This window comes from Proteus sp. CD3, assembly GCF_008808075.1.
Lineage (GTDB): Bacteria > Pseudomonadota > Gammaproteobacteria > Enterobacterales > Enterobacteriaceae > Proteus > Proteus appendicitidis.
In genome coordinates, this window is the sequence record NZ_CP019686.1 from 2,909,288 (window position 1) to 2,926,486 (window position 17,199).

Annotated in this window: 13 protein-coding genes, 2 tRNA genes and 3 rRNA genes; 7 read left to right on the forward strand and 11 right to left on the reverse strand. The window is 42.0% G+C overall.

All coding sequences use genetic code 11. From position 1 onward, the window contains the following. The first annotated feature begins 159 nt into the window (after positions 1-159). The gene (gene queD / locus BTA34_RS13055) at positions 160-525 is read left to right on the forward strand and encodes a 6-carboxytetrahydropterin synthase QueD (protein ID WP_151435952.1); all 366 of its coding nucleotides are present in this window, start codon (positions 160-162) and stop codon (positions 523-525) included. An 81-nt stretch (positions 526-606) separates the two neighbouring features. Here the strand turns inward: queD and queE are convergent, their stop codons facing one another. Then, positions 607-1,278: a 7-carboxy-7-deazaguanine synthase QueE gene (queE, locus tag BTA34_RS13060; protein WP_151435953.1), complete on the reverse strand. Its 672-nt coding sequence runs from the start codon at positions 1,276-1,278 to the stop codon at positions 607-609. Positions 1,279-1,444: 166 nt separating this feature from the next. Here queE and BTA34_RS13065 point away from each other — a divergent pair, with 166 nt between their 5' ends. Further along, a complete protein-coding gene (locus tag BTA34_RS13065; protein WP_151435954.1) occupies positions 1,445-2,812 on the forward strand; it encodes an amino acid permease in 1,368 nt (455 codons plus the stop codon). Positions 2,813-2,906: 94 nt separating this feature from the next. Here BTA34_RS13065 and BTA34_RS13070 read toward each other — a convergent pair whose 3' ends face one another. The 10 genes from BTA34_RS13070 to gmhB all read right to left on the reverse strand — a co-directional run bounded on the left by BTA34_RS13070 (position 2,907) and on the right by gmhB (position 13,186). After that, entirely contained in the window at positions 2,907-4,088 is a 1,182-nt protein-coding gene (locus tag BTA34_RS13070) for a methionine gamma-lyase (protein WP_151435955.1), read from the reverse strand. A gap of 19 nt (positions 4,089-4,107) precedes the next feature. After that, on the reverse strand, positions 4,108-4,506 hold the full coding sequence (locus tag BTA34_RS13075) for a hypothetical protein (RefSeq protein WP_151435956.1): 399 nt from the start codon (positions 4,504-4,506) through the stop codon (positions 4,108-4,110). Positions 4,507-4,517: 11 nt separating this feature from the next. Continuing rightward, on the reverse strand, positions 4,518-5,711 hold the full coding sequence (locus BTA34_RS13080; protein ID WP_109371461.1) for an NAD(P)/FAD-dependent oxidoreductase: 1,194 nt from the start codon (positions 5,709-5,711) through the stop codon (positions 4,518-4,520). A gap of 184 nt (positions 5,712-5,895) precedes the next feature. Next, a complete protein-coding gene (locus tag BTA34_RS13085; RefSeq protein WP_151435957.1) occupies positions 5,896-6,681 on the reverse strand; it encodes an endonuclease/exonuclease/phosphatase family protein in 786 nt (261 codons plus the stop codon). Positions 6,682-6,898: 217 nt separating this feature from the next. Next, a tRNA-Asp gene (locus BTA34_RS13090) sits at positions 6,899-6,975 on the reverse strand. Positions 6,976-7,024: 49 nt separating this feature from the next. Then, positions 7,025-7,140: ribosomal RNA gene (rrf, locus tag BTA34_RS13095) — 5S ribosomal RNA — on the reverse strand. Positions 7,141-7,254: 114 nt separating this feature from the next. Beyond that, positions 7,255-10,157 (reverse strand): 23S ribosomal RNA (locus tag BTA34_RS13100). A gap of 367 nt (positions 10,158-10,524) precedes the next feature. Then, a tRNA-Glu gene (locus BTA34_RS13105) sits at positions 10,525-10,600 on the reverse strand. Between the two features lie 84 nt (positions 10,601-10,684). After that, positions 10,685-12,227: ribosomal RNA gene (locus BTA34_RS13110) — 16S ribosomal RNA — on the reverse strand. The 16S, 23S and 5S rRNA genes sit together here with 2 tRNA genes alongside, the layout of an rRNA operon. 392 nt (positions 12,228-12,619) lie before the next feature. Beyond that, the gene (gmhB, locus tag BTA34_RS13115; protein ID WP_151435958.1) at positions 12,620-13,186 is read right to left on the reverse strand and encodes a D-glycero-beta-D-manno-heptose 1,7-bisphosphate 7-phosphatase; all 567 of its coding nucleotides are present in this window, start codon (positions 13,184-13,186) and stop codon (positions 12,620-12,622) included. Between the two features lie 192 nt (positions 13,187-13,378). On the opposite strand from gmhB, the gene metN reads away from it, so the two are divergent. The 5 genes from metN to tsaA all read left to right on the forward strand — a co-directional run bounded on the left by metN (position 13,379) and on the right by tsaA (position 17,187). After that, on the forward strand, positions 13,379-14,410 hold the full coding sequence (metN, locus tag BTA34_RS13120) for a methionine ABC transporter ATP-binding protein MetN (RefSeq protein WP_151435959.1): 1,032 nt from the start codon (positions 13,379-13,381) through the stop codon (positions 14,408-14,410). After that, entirely contained in the window at positions 14,403-15,056 is a 654-nt protein-coding gene (locus BTA34_RS13125; protein WP_023582692.1) for a methionine ABC transporter permease MetI, read from the forward strand. Before metN ends, BTA34_RS13125 begins: the two co-directional genes overlap by 8 nt. A 66-nt stretch (positions 15,057-15,122) precedes the next feature. After that, the gene (locus tag BTA34_RS13130) at positions 15,123-15,938 is read left to right on the forward strand and encodes a MetQ/NlpA family lipoprotein (RefSeq protein WP_075671666.1); all 816 of its coding nucleotides are present in this window, start codon (positions 15,123-15,125) and stop codon (positions 15,936-15,938) included. A 134-nt stretch (positions 15,939-16,072) separates the two neighbouring features. Next, entirely contained in the window at positions 16,073-16,483 is a 411-nt protein-coding gene (gene rcsF / locus BTA34_RS13135; RefSeq protein ID WP_109373131.1) for an Rcs stress response system protein RcsF, read from the forward strand. Then, complete coding sequence (gene tsaA / locus BTA34_RS13140; RefSeq protein WP_151435960.1) at positions 16,480-17,187, forward strand: tRNA (N6-threonylcarbamoyladenosine(37)-N6)-methyltransferase TrmO; 708 nt, start codon at positions 16,480-16,482, stop codon at positions 17,185-17,187. The genes rcsF and tsaA overlap by 4 nt, the downstream gene beginning before the upstream one ends. Positions 17,188-17,199: the final 12 nt, after the last annotated feature.

A 17,199-nucleotide genomic window follows, 5' to 3' on the forward strand; every position in this document is an offset into this window, starting at 1 on the left:
AATTTATTTATTGGTTTCCTTTATCGATATAATAGATAAGCATAAAGGAAGCTAATAAGTGATTAAGATTAACGGAGATTAGGCGTGATACGCTAAATCGGCTACACTGATAGCGTTCGTTCTATCTGTTTCTTTTTTACTAATTAAGTCAAGAGAGTTTTGATGACAACCACCATCTTTAAAGATTTTCAGTTTGAAGCTGCCCACCATTTACCTCATGTTCCTGAAGGCCACAAATGTGGACGTCTTCATGGGCACTCTTTCCTTGTTAGATTAGAACTAACAGGTGAAGTTGATGCGCATTCAGGTTGGCTTATTGATTTTGCTGATGTAAAAGCCGCATTTAAACCTACTCTTGAGCGTTTAGATCACTACTATCTTAATGAAATTAAAGGGCTAGAAAATCCGACCAGCGAAGTGCTGGCAAAATGGATTTGGCAACAAGTAAAACCGTCATTACCATTATTATCTGCGGTGATGGTGAAAGAGACGTGCACAGCAGGATGTATTTATCGCGGTGAGTAAATCGGGTTTAACATTAAACCGTTATCACCTAAAAAGAAAATCAGCCTTTTATTGGCTGATTTTTTTATATTAAAAACGCAATCACGCAATATTTAAATACTTATGCGTTTGCATCGAGAAACGCCAATTACGTTCAATACAGGTTTTAATACATAATGCTGTCGCACTCTCTTTACAACTAATAGGCTGTAAGGCAACAACAGGTGCAGGGTGTTCTGTGCGTAATGTCAGTAAGGCATCTAACGCTTCAATATCTTTCGCACGCCCAACGGGATGTTTTATCTCATTAGCGCGATTGATAGCGCTGGGTAATACCGTAAATCCCCCTTTCATGCCTACTTTTGGGGAAAGTGTCACCCATGTTTTCTCACTACATAAAATATCGTGAGTACCACTGGTTTCTATCTGACAGGCAAAACCAGCTTGCTCTAGTCCTTCTGTTAAAGGGCGCAAATCATATAAGCAAGGCTCGCCTCCCGTGATAACCACATGTTTTGCACTATAACCTTGCTGTTGGAAAAGTGATAAAATCTGAGCGACGCTAGCTTCTCCCCACGTATCACTTTCTTGCGTTTTAATAGGAATGTCGCCAAGAGGAACTTTTTTATCGTCTTCTTTTTCCCAAGTATGTTTGGTATCACACCAACTACAACCGACAGGGCAACCCTGTAATCGAACAAAAAGTGCAGGAACGCCAGTAAAAACACCTTCACCCTGTAAGGTTTGAAACACTTCATTAATGGGGTATTGCATAAGAAACTCTGATATCCAATGAATGCTGATGATTATTACAGATAACTATCTCACCGTAAGAGGCTTTATGATAAGGTACATGGTTTGTTTTGAATAGCTAACGTGCGAGAAGACACTGAAAAAGAGGATAGAGTTCCTCCGTTGGACAGAGATGGGAATACTTTAGATGCAAAAAGAGAATCAACTTTCACGAGGATTATCAGGGCGGCACATTCGTTTCATGGCGCTTGGCTCTGCAATCGGTACAGGTTTATTTTATGGCTCGGCCGCAGCCATTGAGAAAGCGGGACCGGCTGTATTGCTTGCTTACCTTATTGGTGGTGCAGCAGTATTTATGGTTATGCGTGCATTAGGTGAAATGGCAGTTCATCATCCTGTTGCAGGCTCTTTTTCACAATATGCAAGCCATTATATGGGACCTTTAGCTGGCTTCTTAACTGGCTGGAACTACGTTTTTGAAATGCTGATTGTATGTCTTGCTGACGTCACGGCATTTGGCTTTTATATGAAACTCTGGTTCCCAGATGTTGATCAGTGGATATGGGTATTAGGGATAGTTTGCTTTATTGGTGCCTTAAACCTTTGCCATGTGAAAATATTTGGTGAAATGGAATTTTGGCTTTCTATTGTTAAAGTGACCGCCATTATCGCCATGATCATTGGTGGTGTTGTCATTATGATGTATGGTTTTGGTCAACAAACTGAACACCCTATTGGGATTTCTAACTTATGGGAGTTCGGCGGCTTTATGCCAAATGGCATAGAAGGCGTAATAGCCTCACTTGCCATTGTGATGTTTGCGTTTGGTGGGATTGAAGTCATTGGTATTACTGCCAGTGAAGCTAAAGATCCTGAAAAAACCATTCCTAAAGCTATCAATGCCGTACCGTTTCGTATCTTATTATTCTATGTACTGACGATTTTCATTCTAATGTGCATTTTCCCTTGGCAACAAATTGGTCATAACGGTAGCCCATTTGTACAGATTTTCTCAAATTTAGGGATCAATTCAGCAGCAAATATCTTAAACCTTGTGGTTATCACAGCTGCAATTTCTGCGATAAACAGTGATATCTTCGGTGCCGGTCGTATGATGTACGGTATGGCTCAAGAAGGACAAGCACCAAAATCCTTTATGAAACTCACCCGCAATGGTGTGCCTTGGATGACGGTGCTTGTGATGTCTGTCGTATTGTTGCTAGGTGTAGTACTTAACTACCTTATTCCAGAGCAAATCTTTGTTTTAATCGCTTCTATTGCGACATTTGCAACAGTTTGGGTGTGGTTAATGATTTTACTTTCTCAAGTTGCTATGCGCCGTAAGATGAGCGCAGATGAAGTGAAAACGCTTAAATTTCCAGTACCACTATGGCCTGTTGCACCAGCATTGACTATCGTCTTTATGGCGTTTGTTATCGCAATCTTAGGCTATTTTGAATCAACCAGAATGGCATTGGTTGTCGGTATGGTATGGGTAGCTATTTTAACTGTTGGCTATTATGTGGGTATCAAGCCGAGAATGACTCAGAAATAAATCACATTTCTGAATTAGACAATTTCTAGCCAAACAATAAAGGCTGTGGATTAATTCACAGCCTTTTTCTTTATTATAAATTATGCGATTTTCATTAAGCCAAAGCTTGTTTTAAATCAGCAATTAAATCTTCCACATCTTCAAGACCAATTGATAGTCGAATTAAACCATCACTAATTCCATGTCTTTGTCGTTCTTCTGCACTATAAGTGGCATGGGTCATTGTGGCAGGATGTTGCGCTAAAGATTCGCAGTCTCCTAAACTCACGGCTCTACTAAAAAGATCTAAACGATTGAGAAATTCTCTACCGGCTTTTATGCCTCCTTTTAGTTCAATAGCTATCATGCCACCGGGTAAGCGCATCTGGCGTTTGGCGAGTTCATATTGAGGAAAAGAAACTAGCCCTGGATAATGAATAGTTTCGACTTTAGGATTATCTTCAAGATATTGTGCAATACGCTGCGCATTTTGGCAGATCTGCTCCATCCTTATGCTCAGTGTTTTTACTCCTCGTAATATTAACGAGGCATCATGGGGAGATAAACAAGCCCCCGTCATATCCTTTAAACCTTCAACACGTATTTTATCCGCTAAGGCGTGCGTGGTAATAATTGCTCCCGCAGTGACATCCCCATGACCTGATAAATATTTGGTCATAGAATGCACAACGATATCAGCACCAAGTTTTAAAGGTTGCTGTAAATAAGGCGAGCAATAAGTACTATCGACCATCACTAAAATATGATGTTGATGCGCAATTTCTGATATTTTTGCAATATCACTCACTCGCATATTAGGATTAGCCGGAGTTTCAAAAAAAATTAATTTTGTTTTCTCTGTGATTGCTTCTTTTAGTTTTTCAAGGTTAGTTAAATCAACATGTTTTATTTTAACACCAAATTTAGCAAGCCCCTGATTGAAAAACGTAAAAGTGCAGCCATAAAGCGTCATATCAGCAATAAGTTCATCACCAGGCTGAAGTAACGACCAGCAACTAGACGTAATTGCCCCCATTCCTGAAGAAAAAACAACGGCACCTTCACCATGTTCTAATTGTGCTAAGCGCCTTTCTAACAATTCTAAAGTAGGGTTTGAGATCCGAGAATAAAAATGCCCTTTTTGTTTTCCCGCAAAGCAATCAGCACCATATTGTGCCGTTGGAAAAACAAAAGTGGATGTTTGAAAAACAGGAGGCACTAATGCCCCCTGAAAATCTAACGGAGAATAACCATAATGTATTGCTTGAGTATTAAAATGTTTATTACTTTGCGTCATTATATCTCCTAGCTATTAATTAATTTTCTATTCTTTGGTTATTTTCCCCGATAATTTGAACTGTTCTTAGAATAATCGAAATTCCTTTAAGCGTATCAGGATTTTTTAATAACGAAAAAGTTGAACCTAATGTATATTTTCTATCTTGATAAATAGATTCTTTTTTTGCCATATTATAAGCAGCACTTAACTCCCATACTGGAATTAATGTTTCTTCAAACGCAACAGAAAGTTTTTCAACCGTTGCATTATCCATAATATCTATTGAGTCAGAAATTAAAGATAATAAATCGACAATATTATCAAAACGTTTTAATGCTAATAATGGTCTTGCTTTTTCTAATAAATGTTGAAGATGTAATTTATCTTCATCAGATAATAGTTGAATATCTGCTGGGCTTAAGTTATTTTCACTCATTATTGTATCCCCTATAATAATCCTCTAACGGTTGCCCAATATAAACCTCTGTTATAACTATTACGCAGTAATCCACCTAGCTTTGTTGGTGGTGTAGGAATTACGTCATGTTTATAGTCATACTGTAATGGCATACCTGCTGATAATCCCATTTGTGCGACCGCTTGCACACGGCCATCATAAATCGCAGCAGGATAACCGTAGCGAAGTTCACCACAGATGTTATTTGCAATTACGCCAGCTTGGTTATGACAACTACCGCCAGCTTTACTAATCGGTAAATCAACCGTATCACCAAGAACATACACTTGATTTAATCCATAGACTTGCAATGTTTCAGGATCAGTCGGTAACCAGCCTTCACCATTATTATGTTCACTCAAACCAGTATTACGTATTGCCTCTACGGCAGTAATCGGCGGTGTACTCATCAGGATATCAAATGGCTCTTCCTCGCCCTCTTTTGAGTAAGCTATTTTCTTATCAGGATCAACATGGCTCAACGTAAAGCCTCGCTTAGCTTTAATATCTCGCTCAGAGAATACTGCTGGAAGCACTTCACAAACCTCTTGTTGCATAAACAGACAGTTTCTTAGAAGTTGGGCAACCGTAGGATAGGTATAAACAATTTCTATATTATTTCTTACCCGACGCTGGCGAAGAAGTTCATCCAGCATCAATGTTGTCTCCATAGGAGCAATACCACATTGATGAGGTACATTAGGTGTTTCAGGGAAGCTAACCGTAATAAATACACGGCCTTTTTCAATTTTAGCTAATTTATCAGCAAGTGTTCTGGCAGCTTCATATTGGTAAAAATGATTTCCCGCTTCTTTTAAGCCTTCAATTCTATGAGGGCTAGGAACGCAACCTGTTGCTAATACTAAAAAATCATAGTTATATTTTTTATTTGACTCGCAATAAATAACTTTATTATTAAAGTCAAAACGTTCTGCTTTATCGATAACAAATTCAATTTCAGGTCTTAATAAACTTCTTTCTGATCGCATTAGCTCTTCTTTTAAAAAAAGATTAAATGCAATATACATAAATGCAGGTTTGTAATAATGATTAGGATTATCTGAAATAAGCGTGATTTTAATTTTATTTGAAAAGATTTCGTCATTTAATTTTTTAGCTAGGATATTAGCAAGAATAGTTCCGCCAGTACCACCACCAATAATAACTATATTTTTTGTTGGCATTTTATTTCCTATATCTAGTGATATTAGATAGACAAAAAAAGTATAGTAAAGGGCGTTAATATAACAAATAGATTAAATAGATAGATAAATTATCTACAAAATAATATTTCTAATTGATAGATGATATAATCATATTTAATTTAAATATAAAAAATTAAATATTAACTTGTGTTATAATTACTTGCTAATAAAATGTCGCAATTAAAGGATGATGGTCGGATGCATCTGTAATTAAGACTTCGGCTTTATTCAACGATAACCCCCGATAAAAAATATAATCCAAAGGTTTACCAAAGGCTTTTGTACGCCAATCATTATCAAAAATAACCTCTTTGAGTCTTAACGTTCTTGCAAAACGTTTTAATACATTGACTCTTGGGCGACTCCACGCATTAAAATCACCCGCTAAAATCACAGGTCCTTTATGATTCATGATGTGAACAGATAAATTGCTCAACTGACGCTGATAAACATCAACACCAAAACTAAAATTAATCGCATGTACATTAATGACCATTAAATGATCACCCGTAATTAATGGATATACCGTGATTAATGCTGATTTGGGTAGCCGTAAAAAAGGCTCTTTCTCTCTGAGAGGACAGCAATAGATAGGATGGGAACTTGATAATGTCATCACACCTGCAGGATGTTGTTGAAAAGCCAAGGCAGGGACTTGGTCTGCAATTAAATGATGAATTCCAGCAAAACGCACAAGCTCAGGTGTAGTTTGCGCTTCTTGTAACAAAAGCAAATGCGTATCTGTTGAGAGCGTTTCCAACATATTACGCCAATTGAGTCGTTGCTGTTTATAGATATTCCAAACCGCAATTTTTAGAGTGCCTTCTGTGTAAAGGGGCATTCCAATAGGTAGAGTATCCTTTCTTTCACTTAAAGGCGGGCTAGGCTCAATCCTCTCTACAGGTTGACCTGCCACAAAACGCACTGAATAATTCGGTTTTTTCGCCATTAGCAACCTCAGATAAACAGCAAGATATCTTGCTATAACTAAAGTATACCAAAGCCAAGCTTCGCTCTCACCCTCTAAAAGGACACCATTATCAACAAAAGTAATTATTTTTGTACATAATAGTTATGTTTACCTAAAATTATCCGATTAATTTATGCTCAATTCTAAATTTTAAGCAAAAAAAAACCTAAGTCGTTAGACTTAGGCTTCTTAATGTTGGCGGAACGGACGGGACTCGAACCCGCGACCCCCTGCGTGACAGGCAGGTATTCTAACCAACTGAACTACCGCTCCGCGTATTCTTTGCGCGATTAATGTATTTAACACTAACGCTTTAATTGATGCCTGGCAGTTCCCTACTCTCACATGGGGAGACCCCACACTACCATCGGCGCTACAACGTTTCACTTCTGAGTTCGGCATGGATTCAGGTGGGTCCGCTGCGCTATGGCCGCCAAGCAAATTCGGTTTTATTACCCGTTACTTCCTTTCAGTCGTAACCAGCAATTTCAATCTTAAACAAGCCTACTTCATCTACTCTTCGTCTCTCAGACAAAACACCTTCGGTGTTGTCAGGTTAAGCCTCACGGTTCATTAGTACTGGTTAGCTCAACGTATCGCTACGCTTACACACCCAGCCTATCAACGTCTTAGTCTTAAACGTTCCTTTAGGTCACTCTAGGTGACAGGGAAGACTCATCTCGAGGCAAGTTTCCCGCTTAGATGCTTTCAGCGGTTATCTCTTCCGCACTTAGCTACCGGGCAATGCCATTGGCATGACAACCCGAACACCAGTGGTGCGTTCACTCCGGTCCTCTCGTACTAGGAGCAACCCCTCTCAATCTTCCAACGCCCACGGCAGATAGGGACCGAACTGTCTCACGACGTTCTAAACCCAGCTCGCGTACCACTTTAAATGGCGAACAGCCATACCCTTGGGACCTACTTCAGCCCCAGGATGTGATGAGCCGACATCGAGGTGCCAAACACCGCCGTCGATATGAACTCTTGGGCGGTATCAGCCTGTTATCCCCGGAGTACCTTTTATCCGTTGAGCGATGGCCCTTCCATTCAGAACCACCGGATCACTAAGACCTACTTTCGTACCTGCTCGAGCCGTCACTCTCACAGTCAAGCTGGCTTATGCCTTTGCACTAACCGCATGATGTCCGACCATGCTTAGCCAACCTTCGTGCTCCTCCGTTACTCTTTAGGAGGAGACCGCCCCAGTCAAACTACCCACCAGACACGGTCCCCGATCCAGATTATGGACCTAGGTTAGAACATCAAACGTTAAAGGGTGGTATTTCAAGGTTGACTCCATGCAGACTGGCGTCCACACTTCATAGTCTCCCACCTATCCTACACATCAAGGCTCAATGTTCAGTGTCAAGCTATAGTAAAGGTTCACGGGGTCTTTCCGTCTTGCCGCGGGTACACTGCATCTTCACAGCGAGTTCAATTTCACTGAGTCTCGGGTGGAGACAGCCTGGCCATCATTACGCCATTCGTGCAGGTCGGAACTTACCCGACAAGGAATTTCGCTACCTTAGGACCGTTATAGTTACGGCCGCCGTTTACTGGGGCTTCGATCAAGAGCTTCTCCCTAAGGATAACCCCATCAATTAACCTTCCAGCACCGGGCAGGCGTCACACCGTATACGTCCACTTTCGTGTTTGCACAGTGCTGTGTTTTTAATAAACAGTTGCAGCCAGCTGGTATCTTCGACTGGCTTCGGCTCTGTCCGCGAGGGACTTCACTTACCGCCAGCGTGCCTTCTCCCGAAGTTACGGCACCATTTTGCCTAGTTCCTTCACCCGAGTTCTCTCAAGCGCCTGAGTATTCTCTACCTGACCACCTGTGTCGGTTTGGGGTACGATTGTTGGTAACCTGAAGCTTAGAGGCTTTTCCTGGAAGCAGGGCATCAATTGCTTCACCACCTTAGTGGCTCGTCATCACACCTCAGCATTAAGTGACCGGATTTGCCTAATCACTCTGCCTACATGCTTGAACCGGGACGACCGTCGCCCGGACAACCTAGCCTTCTCCGTTCCCCCATCGCAGTTACCACCAGTACGGGAATATTAACCCGTTTCCCATCGACTACGCTTTTCAGCCTCGCCTTAGGGGTCGACTCACCCTGCCCCGATTAACGTTGGACAGGAACCCTTGGTCTTCCGGCGTGCGGGTTTTTCACCCGCATTATCGTTACTTATGTCAGCATTCGCACTTCTGATACCTCCAGCATACCTCACAGTACACCTTCGCAGGCTTACAGAACGCTCCCCTACCCAACAACACATAGTGTCGCTGCCGCAGCTTCGGTGCATGGTTTAGCCCCGTTACATCTTCCGCGCGGGCCGACTCGACCAGTGAGCTATTACGCTTTCTTTAAATGATGGCTGCTTCTAAGCCAACATCCTGGCTGTCTGAGCCTTCCCACTTCGTTTCCCACTTAACCATGACTTTGGGACCTTAGCTGGCGGTCTGGGTTGTTTCCCTCTTCACGACGGACGTTAGCACCCGCCGTGTGTCTCCCGTGATAACATTCTTCGGTATTCGCAGTTTGCATCGAGTTGGTAAGTCGGGATGACCCCCTAGTCGAAACAGTGCTCTACCCCCGAAGATGAGTTCACGAGGCGCTACCTAAATAGCTTTCGGGGAGAACCAGCTATCTCCCGGTTTGATTGGCCTTTCACCCCCATCCACAAGTCATCCGCTAATTTTTCAACATTAGTCGGTTCGGTCCTCCAGTTAGTGTTACCCAACCTTCAACCTGCCCATGGATAGATCACCGGGTTTCGGGTCTATACCCTGCAACTCATTCGCCCAGTTAAGACTCGGTTTCCCTACGGCTCCCCTATACGGTTAACCTTGCTACAGAATATAAGTCGCTGACCCATTATACAAAAGGTACGCAGTCACCTCACGAAGAGGCTCCTACTGCTTGTACGTACACGGTTTCAGGTTCTTTTTCACTCCCCTCGCCGGGGTTCTTTTCGCCTTTCCCTCACGGTACTGGTTCACTATCGGTCAATCAGGAGTATTTAGCCTTGGAGGATGGTCCCCCCATATTCAGACAGGATAACACGTGTCCCGCCCTACTCGTCGAGTTCACAACAACAGCATCTTCAGATACGGGGCTATCACCCTTTACTGCCGGACTTTCCAGACCGTTCTCCTGATGCTGCTGTTGATTAAGACTCTGGGCTGTTCCCCGTTCGCTCGCCGCTACTAGGGGAATCTCGGTTGATTTCTTTTCCTCGGGGTACTGAGATGTTTCAGTTCTCCCGGTTCGCTTCATTAACCTATGTATTCAGTTAATGATAATATCCATTGGATATTGGGTTTCCCCATTCGGAAATCGTCGGGTATAACGGTTCATATCACCTTACCGACGCTTATCGCAGATTAGCACGTCCTTCATCGCCTCTGATTGCCTAGGCATCCACCGTGTACGCTTATTCGCTTAACCTCACAACCCGAAGGTGTCTTTTTCGATGACTCTCTTGGTGGTGATGGCTGCGCAGATTACATTTCATCGTTGGGCAGTGCTCGCAATGCTCACATACTTTAGTATGTTCCGCTTGCTGTGCGCTGGCCGCCTCGAACTGTAAATTGCTCGCTCATCCCACTTTGATGTCAAAAACACATTCAAAGTTTGAGATTTTGAGAGACTCATCAATATACCTCGGTGATATATTGATTTGTTTTCAATTTTTCAGCTTGTTCCAGATTGTTAAAGAGCATAATAGGTAAAATAACTCACACGAATTATCTTAACTATTCTCTGATTCTCATCAGACTATAGTGTGGTACGCCTTTCACTCATACCGCGCAATTGGCGTCCCCTAGGGGATTCGAACCCCTGTTACCGCCGTGAAAGGGCGGTGTCCTAGGCCTCTAGACGAAGGGGACTTCAGTCAGCTTCGCAGACGCGCTTTTGCTCGTTTTTCATCAGACAATCTGTGTGAGCACTACACATAACACGTATCTCTTAGGTAAGGAGGTGATCCAACCGCAGGTTCCCCTACGGTTACCTTGTTACGACTTCACCCCAGTCATGAATCACAAAGTGGTAAGCGCCCTCCCGAAGGTTAAGCTACCTACTTCTTTTGCAACCCACTCCCATGGTGTGACGGGCGGTGTGTACAAGGCCCGGGAACGTATTCACCGTAGCATTCTGATCTACGATTACTAGCGATTCCGACTTCATGGAGTCGAGTTGCAGACTCCAATCCGGACTACGACAGACTTTATGAGTTCCGCTTGCTCTCGCGAGGTCGCTTCTCTTTGTATCTGCCATTGTAGCACGTGTGTAGCCCTACTCGTAAGGGCCATGATGACTTGACGTCATCCCCACCTTCCTCCGGTTTATCACCGGCAGTCTCCTTTGAGTTCCCGCCATCACGCGCTGGCAACAAAGGATAAGGGTTGCGCTCGTTGCGGGACTTAACCCAACATTTCACAACACGAGCTGACGACAGCCATGCAGCACCTGTCTCAGAGTTCCCGAAGGCACTCCTCTATCTCTAAAGGATTCTCTGGATGTCAAGAGTAGGTAAGGTTCTTCGCGTTGCATCGAATTAAACCACATGCTCCACCGCTTGTGCGGGCCCCCGTCAATTCATTTGAGTTTTAACCTTGCGGCCGTACTCCCCAGGCGGTCGATTTAACGCGTTAGCTCCAGAAGCCACGGTTCAAGACCACAACCTCTAAATCGACATCGTTTACAGCGTGGACTACCAGGGTATCTAATCCTGTTTGCTCCCCACGCTTTCGCACCTGAGCGTCAGTCTTTGTCCAGGGGGCCGCCTTCGCCACCGGTATTCCTCCACATCTCTACGCATTTCACCGCTACACGTGGAATTCTACCCCCCTCTACAAGACTCTAGCCAACCAGTTTCAGATGCAATTCCCAAGTTAAGCTCGGGGCTTTCACATCTGACTTAATTGACCGCCTGCGTGCGCTTTACGCCCAGTAATTCCGATTAACGCTTGCACCCTCCGTATTACCGCGGCTGCTGGCACGGAGTTAGCCGGTGCTTCTTCTGCGGGTAACGTCAATTGATAAAGGTATTAACTTTATCACCTTCCTCCCCGCTGAAAGTACTTTACAACCCTAAGGCCTTCTTCATACACGCGGCATGGCTGCATCAGGCTTGCGCCCATTGTGCAATATTCCCCACTGCTGCCTCCCGTAGGAGTCTGGGCCGTGTCTCAGTCCCAGTGTGGCTGATCATCCTCTCAGACCAGCTAGAGATCGTCGCCTAGGTGAGCCATTACCTCACCTACTAGCTAATCCCATATGGGTTCATCCGATAGCGCAAGGTCCGAAGAGCCCCTGCTTTGGTCCGTAGACGTCATGCGGTATTAGCTACCGTTTCCAGTAGTTATCCCCCTCTATCGGGCAGATCCCCATACATTACTCACCCGTCCGCCGCTCGTCAGCAAGAAAGCAAGCTTTCCTCTGTTACCGCTCGACTTGCATGTGTTAGGCCTGCCGCCAGCGTTCAATCTGAGCCATGATCAAACTCTTCAATTAAAAGTGTTTGATGCTCAAAGAAATCGAAAACTTAGCTATTCATAAATGAATTTACTTTTGTTGTTCACTCTTCAAGACTTGATACATCTAATATTTTAGAAGATATCGTCTCTGCGAGTGCCCACACAGATTGTCTGATAATTTGTTAAAGAGCAATGCAACATTCGCTGCCGTTTCCGGTCTTCTGCGTTGTTGCGAGGAGGCGTATATTACGTTATTCCTCTGAAGAGTCAAGAGTTTTTTCAAACTTTTTTCTTTTCTCTTCGTTGTCTCAGTCAGTTCGCTTAGCGCCCTGTGCCGTGACAACGAGGACGCATTATAGGGAGTTTTCTGAGGCTGGCAATAGTTTTTTTAAAAAAAATATTCGTTTGTTGGTAAATTAAACGAAGTGCCTATTTTTTGTGGTTTTTTAGCCATTTTGGCAAGTCTGCAAGGCTATCGAGAACAAAATCTGCACACTGTTGTGCCTCTTCAGTTATCTCTTTTCCAGTGCGAACAAGAATTTTATGACCCACTCGCGCAGTTTTTGCTGCCAACATATCTTCTTTTTTATCACCAACCATATAAGAAGAAGCCATATCGATGTTTAATTGTGCTTTTGCATCCATAAACATACCTGAGGCTGGTTTGCGACAATCACATTCTTTCTTATATTCTTCTACAGTAGCATCAGGATGATGAGGACAATAATAGATACCATCTAAATCAACACCTCTATCTGCCAAAGACCAATCCATCCACTCTGTTAGATGTAAAAATTGATCCTCACTATAATAACCACGACCAATGCCCGATTGATTAGTCACAAGTACCAAGGCATATCCCATAGCTTTTAATTCAGCCATTGCCTCAATCACGCCATCGATAAATTCAAAGTTATCAATTTCAGACACATAACCATGGTCTATATTAATAGTTCCATCGCGATCTAAAAAAATCGCAGAAATCCCCTTGCTCACAGCATTACTCCATTTAGATATTTTTATTAGTATCGCATGTTTTTTCTTATATAGAGAATGATATCCACGGCTTTCTTTCTTTATTACTCTTCAACTCTTTTTTATTGACTTAGACGTCTAGACGCCTTAACATCTATTTTAACTCGGGCAGAATAGTCTTTATGTCCCATATCTACTTATATAAAGAAAAACATGATTAAACTGACGAATATAAACAAAGTGTTTAAGCAGGGAGAGCGTTCCATACAAGCGCTATCAAACATTAACCTGCATGTGCCACAAGGGCAGATTTTTGGTGTTATCGGATCGTCAGGAGCGGGTAAAAGTACACTTATACGTTGTGTGAACATGTTAGAAAAACCAACTTCAGGAGAAGTGCTTGTTGATGGTCGTGATCTAACTAAGTTATCTGATAAAGAATTAACAAAAGCACGTCGTGGCATTGGTATGATTTTCCAACATTTCAACTTACTGTCTTCTCGTACAGTGTTTGATAATGTGGCACTGCCATTAGAACTGGATAGTACACCTCGCGCTGAAATTAATAAGCGCGTTAATGAATTACTTGAATTAGTTGGTTTGTCAGATAAGAAAGAGTATTACCCAGCAAACTTATCTGGTGGGCAAAAGCAACGTGTTGCAATTGCACGCGCATTAGCAAATTCACCAAACGTTTTATTGTGTGATGAAGCAACGAGCGCTCTTGATCCAGCAACAACACGTTCTATTTTAGAATTACTCAAAGACATTAACCGTCGTTTAGGTCTTACCATTTTATTAATCACTCATGAAATGGACGTTGTAAAACGCATTTGTGATCAGGTTGCAGTAATAAGTGGTGGTGAATTAGTTGAAAGTGATGCAGTGAGTGAAGTTTTCTCTCATCCAAAAACACCTGTTTCTCAGGCTTTTATCCAATCAACATTACAATTGGATATTCCTGAAGATTACAAAGAATGTCTGAAGCCAGAGTGGGAAGAAGGTTTATTCCCATTATTGAAACTTGAATTTAACGGTCAATCCGTTGATGCACCATTAATGTCCATTGTTGCTCGTCGTTTTGACGCAGATATTAATATTTTAAGTTCACAAATGGACTATGCCGGCGGTGTGAAGTTTGGCGTGATGTTAGCTGAGTTACACGGTAAGAATGGTAATACTGAAAAGTCGATTGCGTTTTTAGAAGAGCATCATGTGAAAGTAGAGGTTCTCGGTTATGTCTGAAGGAATGGTTTATTTATTAATTAGTGGGATCTGGGAAACCTTAGTCATGACCTTCGTTTCAGGCTTCTTTGGTTTTGTTATCGGGCTACCACTTGGTGTTTTACTTTATGTCACTCGTCCTGAACAAATTATGGCAAATCCACCTGCCTATCGTGTTATTTCAGCACTTGTGAATATTTTTAGGGCTATCCCTTTTATTATCTTACTTGTATGGATGATCCCTTTCACCCGCTTGGTTGTAGGAACATCTATTGGTTTGCAAGCAGCCATCGTGCCATTAACTGTTGCCGCAGCACCTTTTATTGCCCGTATGGTCGAAAATACACTATTGGAAATCCCACAAGGATTAATTGAAGCATCTCGTTCTATGGGTGCAACACCAATGCAAATTATTAAGAAAATTTTATTACCAGAATCTTTACCAGGCTTGATTAACGCTGCAACCATTACACTAATTACATTAGTGGGTTACTCGGCAATGGGTGGTGCTGTTGGTGCAGGTGGTTTAGGTCAAATTGGCTATCAATACGGTTACGTTGGCTATAATGCAACTGTAATGAATATTGTGATTGTTCTACTCGTTATTCTTGTTTTCATCATTCAGTTTTTCGGCGATCGCTTAGTGAAGCTGACAACACATAAATAATTAGATTGAAGGTTTCAATTATTAAATCGAAACCTTTTAATTAACAGATCAAATAAGGGTAAATGTATGTCATTGAAATTTAAATCGCTCGCAGTCGTAAGTGCTTTAGTTGGTGCATTAGCATTAGCGGGTTGTGGTGAAAAAGAAAAAGATCCAAACCATATTCGTGTTGGTGTTATTTCTGGCTCTGAGCAACAAGTTGCTGAAGTAGCAAAACAAGTTGCTAAAGATAAATATGGTCTTGATGTAGAACTCGTTACTTTCAATGACTTCGTAATGCCTAATGAATCATTAAGCCGCGGTGATATCGATCTTAACGCATTTCAACACAAACCTTATTTGGATCAGCAAATTAAAGATCGTAATTTCAAGATTACTGCTGTAGGAAATACGTTTATTTATCCTATCGCGGGTTACTCTAAAAAAATTACTGATTTAGCTGATTTACCTGATGGCGCTCAAGTGGCCATCCCTAACGATCCAACTAACTTAGGTCGTTCACTGCTGTTATTAGAAAAAGTAGGATTAATTAAATTAAAAGACGGTGTAGGCTTATTACCGACATCTTTAGATATTATTGAAAATCCTAAAAATCTAAAATTAGTAGAATTAGAAGCACCTCAGCTACCACGTTCATTAGATGATCAGAAAATCTATTTAGCGGTAATCAACACCACTTATGCAAGCCAAGTTAACTTAACGCCTGCAAAAGATGGTATTTTTGTTGAAGATAAAGACTCACCTTACGTAAATATCATTGTTGCTCGTGAAGATAATAAAGACAGCGAGAATGTGAAGAAGTTTATCCAAGCCTATCAAACAGATGAAGTGGATAGCGCAGCAAATAAAATCTTCAACGGTGGTGCAGTTAAAGGTTGGTAATACGCTAATATTTAGCTTAATCATAAAAAAGGCGAACAAATGTTCGCCTTTCTCTTTTTTACTTGGCTAAATTGCATTAAATTAGTGCCGTTTAAATTTTGTATATATAGACAATAATAAAGAGGATATAACCCATGCACATGCGCTTGCTACTTCTTGGCATCATGGCGCTGTTTATGACAGGCTGTTCAATGCAGAAATCATCTGATGTTGATCAGTCTAAGTTTACGGATATGCGTTTAAATAAACCAGGACAACCACAAAAACCAAGATCACAAACTTTACCTTCAGTGCGTATTGTTGAAAAAACAGAAGACCTTTTAGGTGCGCCTTTTAAAGATCTTGGTATTGTCGCTGGCGAGTCTTGTCGTCAAACATTACAAGATCCACCAGCAAGTTTACCTATTGCTAAAAAAAGAATGGCAACAAAAGCAGCTTACAAAAATGCGAATGCCGTTTTGTTGCATGAATGCCAAATTGTCACAGGCTTAGGCTGCTATCAATCTGCTATTTGTGAAGGCACAGCGCTACTCATTACAAAATGAATACCTACCAAATGAATCCTATAGGGTATATTTCTAGCCCTTATAAAGAAAAATTTGCCGTTCCACGCCAACCTGGATTAATCCAGGATGGCGGCGGTCAACTTATTCTGCACACACCTTATAATCACCCTGATGCCGTTCGAGGCTTAGAGCAATTTAGTCACCTTTGGTTGATCTTTGTTTTCCATCAAACAGCACAACAAGGTTGGCGCCCTCTCGTTCGCCCCCCAAGATTAGGCGGAAACGCCAAAATGGGTGTCTTTGCAACTCGTTCAACTTTTCGCCCCAATCCAATTGGTATGTCATTGGTTGAATTGAAAAAAGTAAATACCGCGGATCAGTCTGTCATTTTAGAATTAGGTAGCCTTGATTTAGTGGATGGCACTCCTATTCTTGATATCAAACCTTATTTACCGTTTGCAGAGTCTCGCCCAAATGCGATTGCAGGGTTTGCACAAGAAGCTCCTAATAACGAAATGCCTGTTTTCTTTTCACAGATTGCATCAGAACAACTGCAACAGCATGCAAGTGAATACCCTCATCTTTCACGCTTTATTACCCAAGTATTACAGCAAGATCCTCGTCCTGCTTATAAAAAGGGAGAACAAAGTGATAGAATTTATGCGGTACACTTACTCGAATTTAATGTTCGCTGGCAAGTCAATGGGCAACAGACACTTGTTCTTAGTGTAGAACCGCGGTAACTTGCTATTATC

Coding starts and splice junctions, on each gene's coding strand:
- queE (WP_151435953.1), bottom strand. CDS start 1,278: ATGCAATACCCCATTAATGAAGTGTTTCAAACCTTACAGGGTGAAGGT.
- BTA34_RS13065 (WP_151435954.1), top strand. CDS start 1,445: ATGCAAAAAGAGAATCAACTTTCACGAGGATTATCAGGGCGGCACATT.
- BTA34_RS13070 (WP_151435955.1), bottom strand. CDS start 4,088: ATGACGCAAAGTAATAAACATTTTAATACTCAAGCAATACATTATGGT.
- BTA34_RS13075 (WP_151435956.1), bottom strand. CDS start 4,506: ATGAGTGAAAATAACTTAAGCCCAGCAGATATTCAACTATTATCTGAT.
- BTA34_RS13080 (WP_109371461.1), bottom strand. CDS start 5,711: ATGCCAACAAAAAATATAGTTATTATTGGTGGTGGTACTGGCGGAACT.
- BTA34_RS13085 (WP_151435957.1), bottom strand. CDS start 6,681: ATGGCGAAAAAACCGAATTATTCAGTGCGTTTTGTGGCAGGTCAACCT.
- metN (WP_151435959.1), top strand. CDS start 13,379: ATGATTAAACTGACGAATATAAACAAAGTGTTTAAGCAGGGAGAGCGT.
- BTA34_RS13125 (WP_023582692.1), top strand. CDS start 14,403: ATGTCTGAAGGAATGGTTTATTTATTAATTAGTGGGATCTGGGAAACC.
- BTA34_RS13130 (WP_075671666.1), top strand. CDS start 15,123: ATGTCATTGAAATTTAAATCGCTCGCAGTCGTAAGTGCTTTAGTTGGT.
- rcsF (WP_109373131.1), top strand. CDS start 16,073: ATGCACATGCGCTTGCTACTTCTTGGCATCATGGCGCTGTTTATGACA.
- tsaA (WP_151435960.1), top strand. CDS start 16,480: ATGAATACCTACCAAATGAATCCTATAGGGTATATTTCTAGCCCTTAT.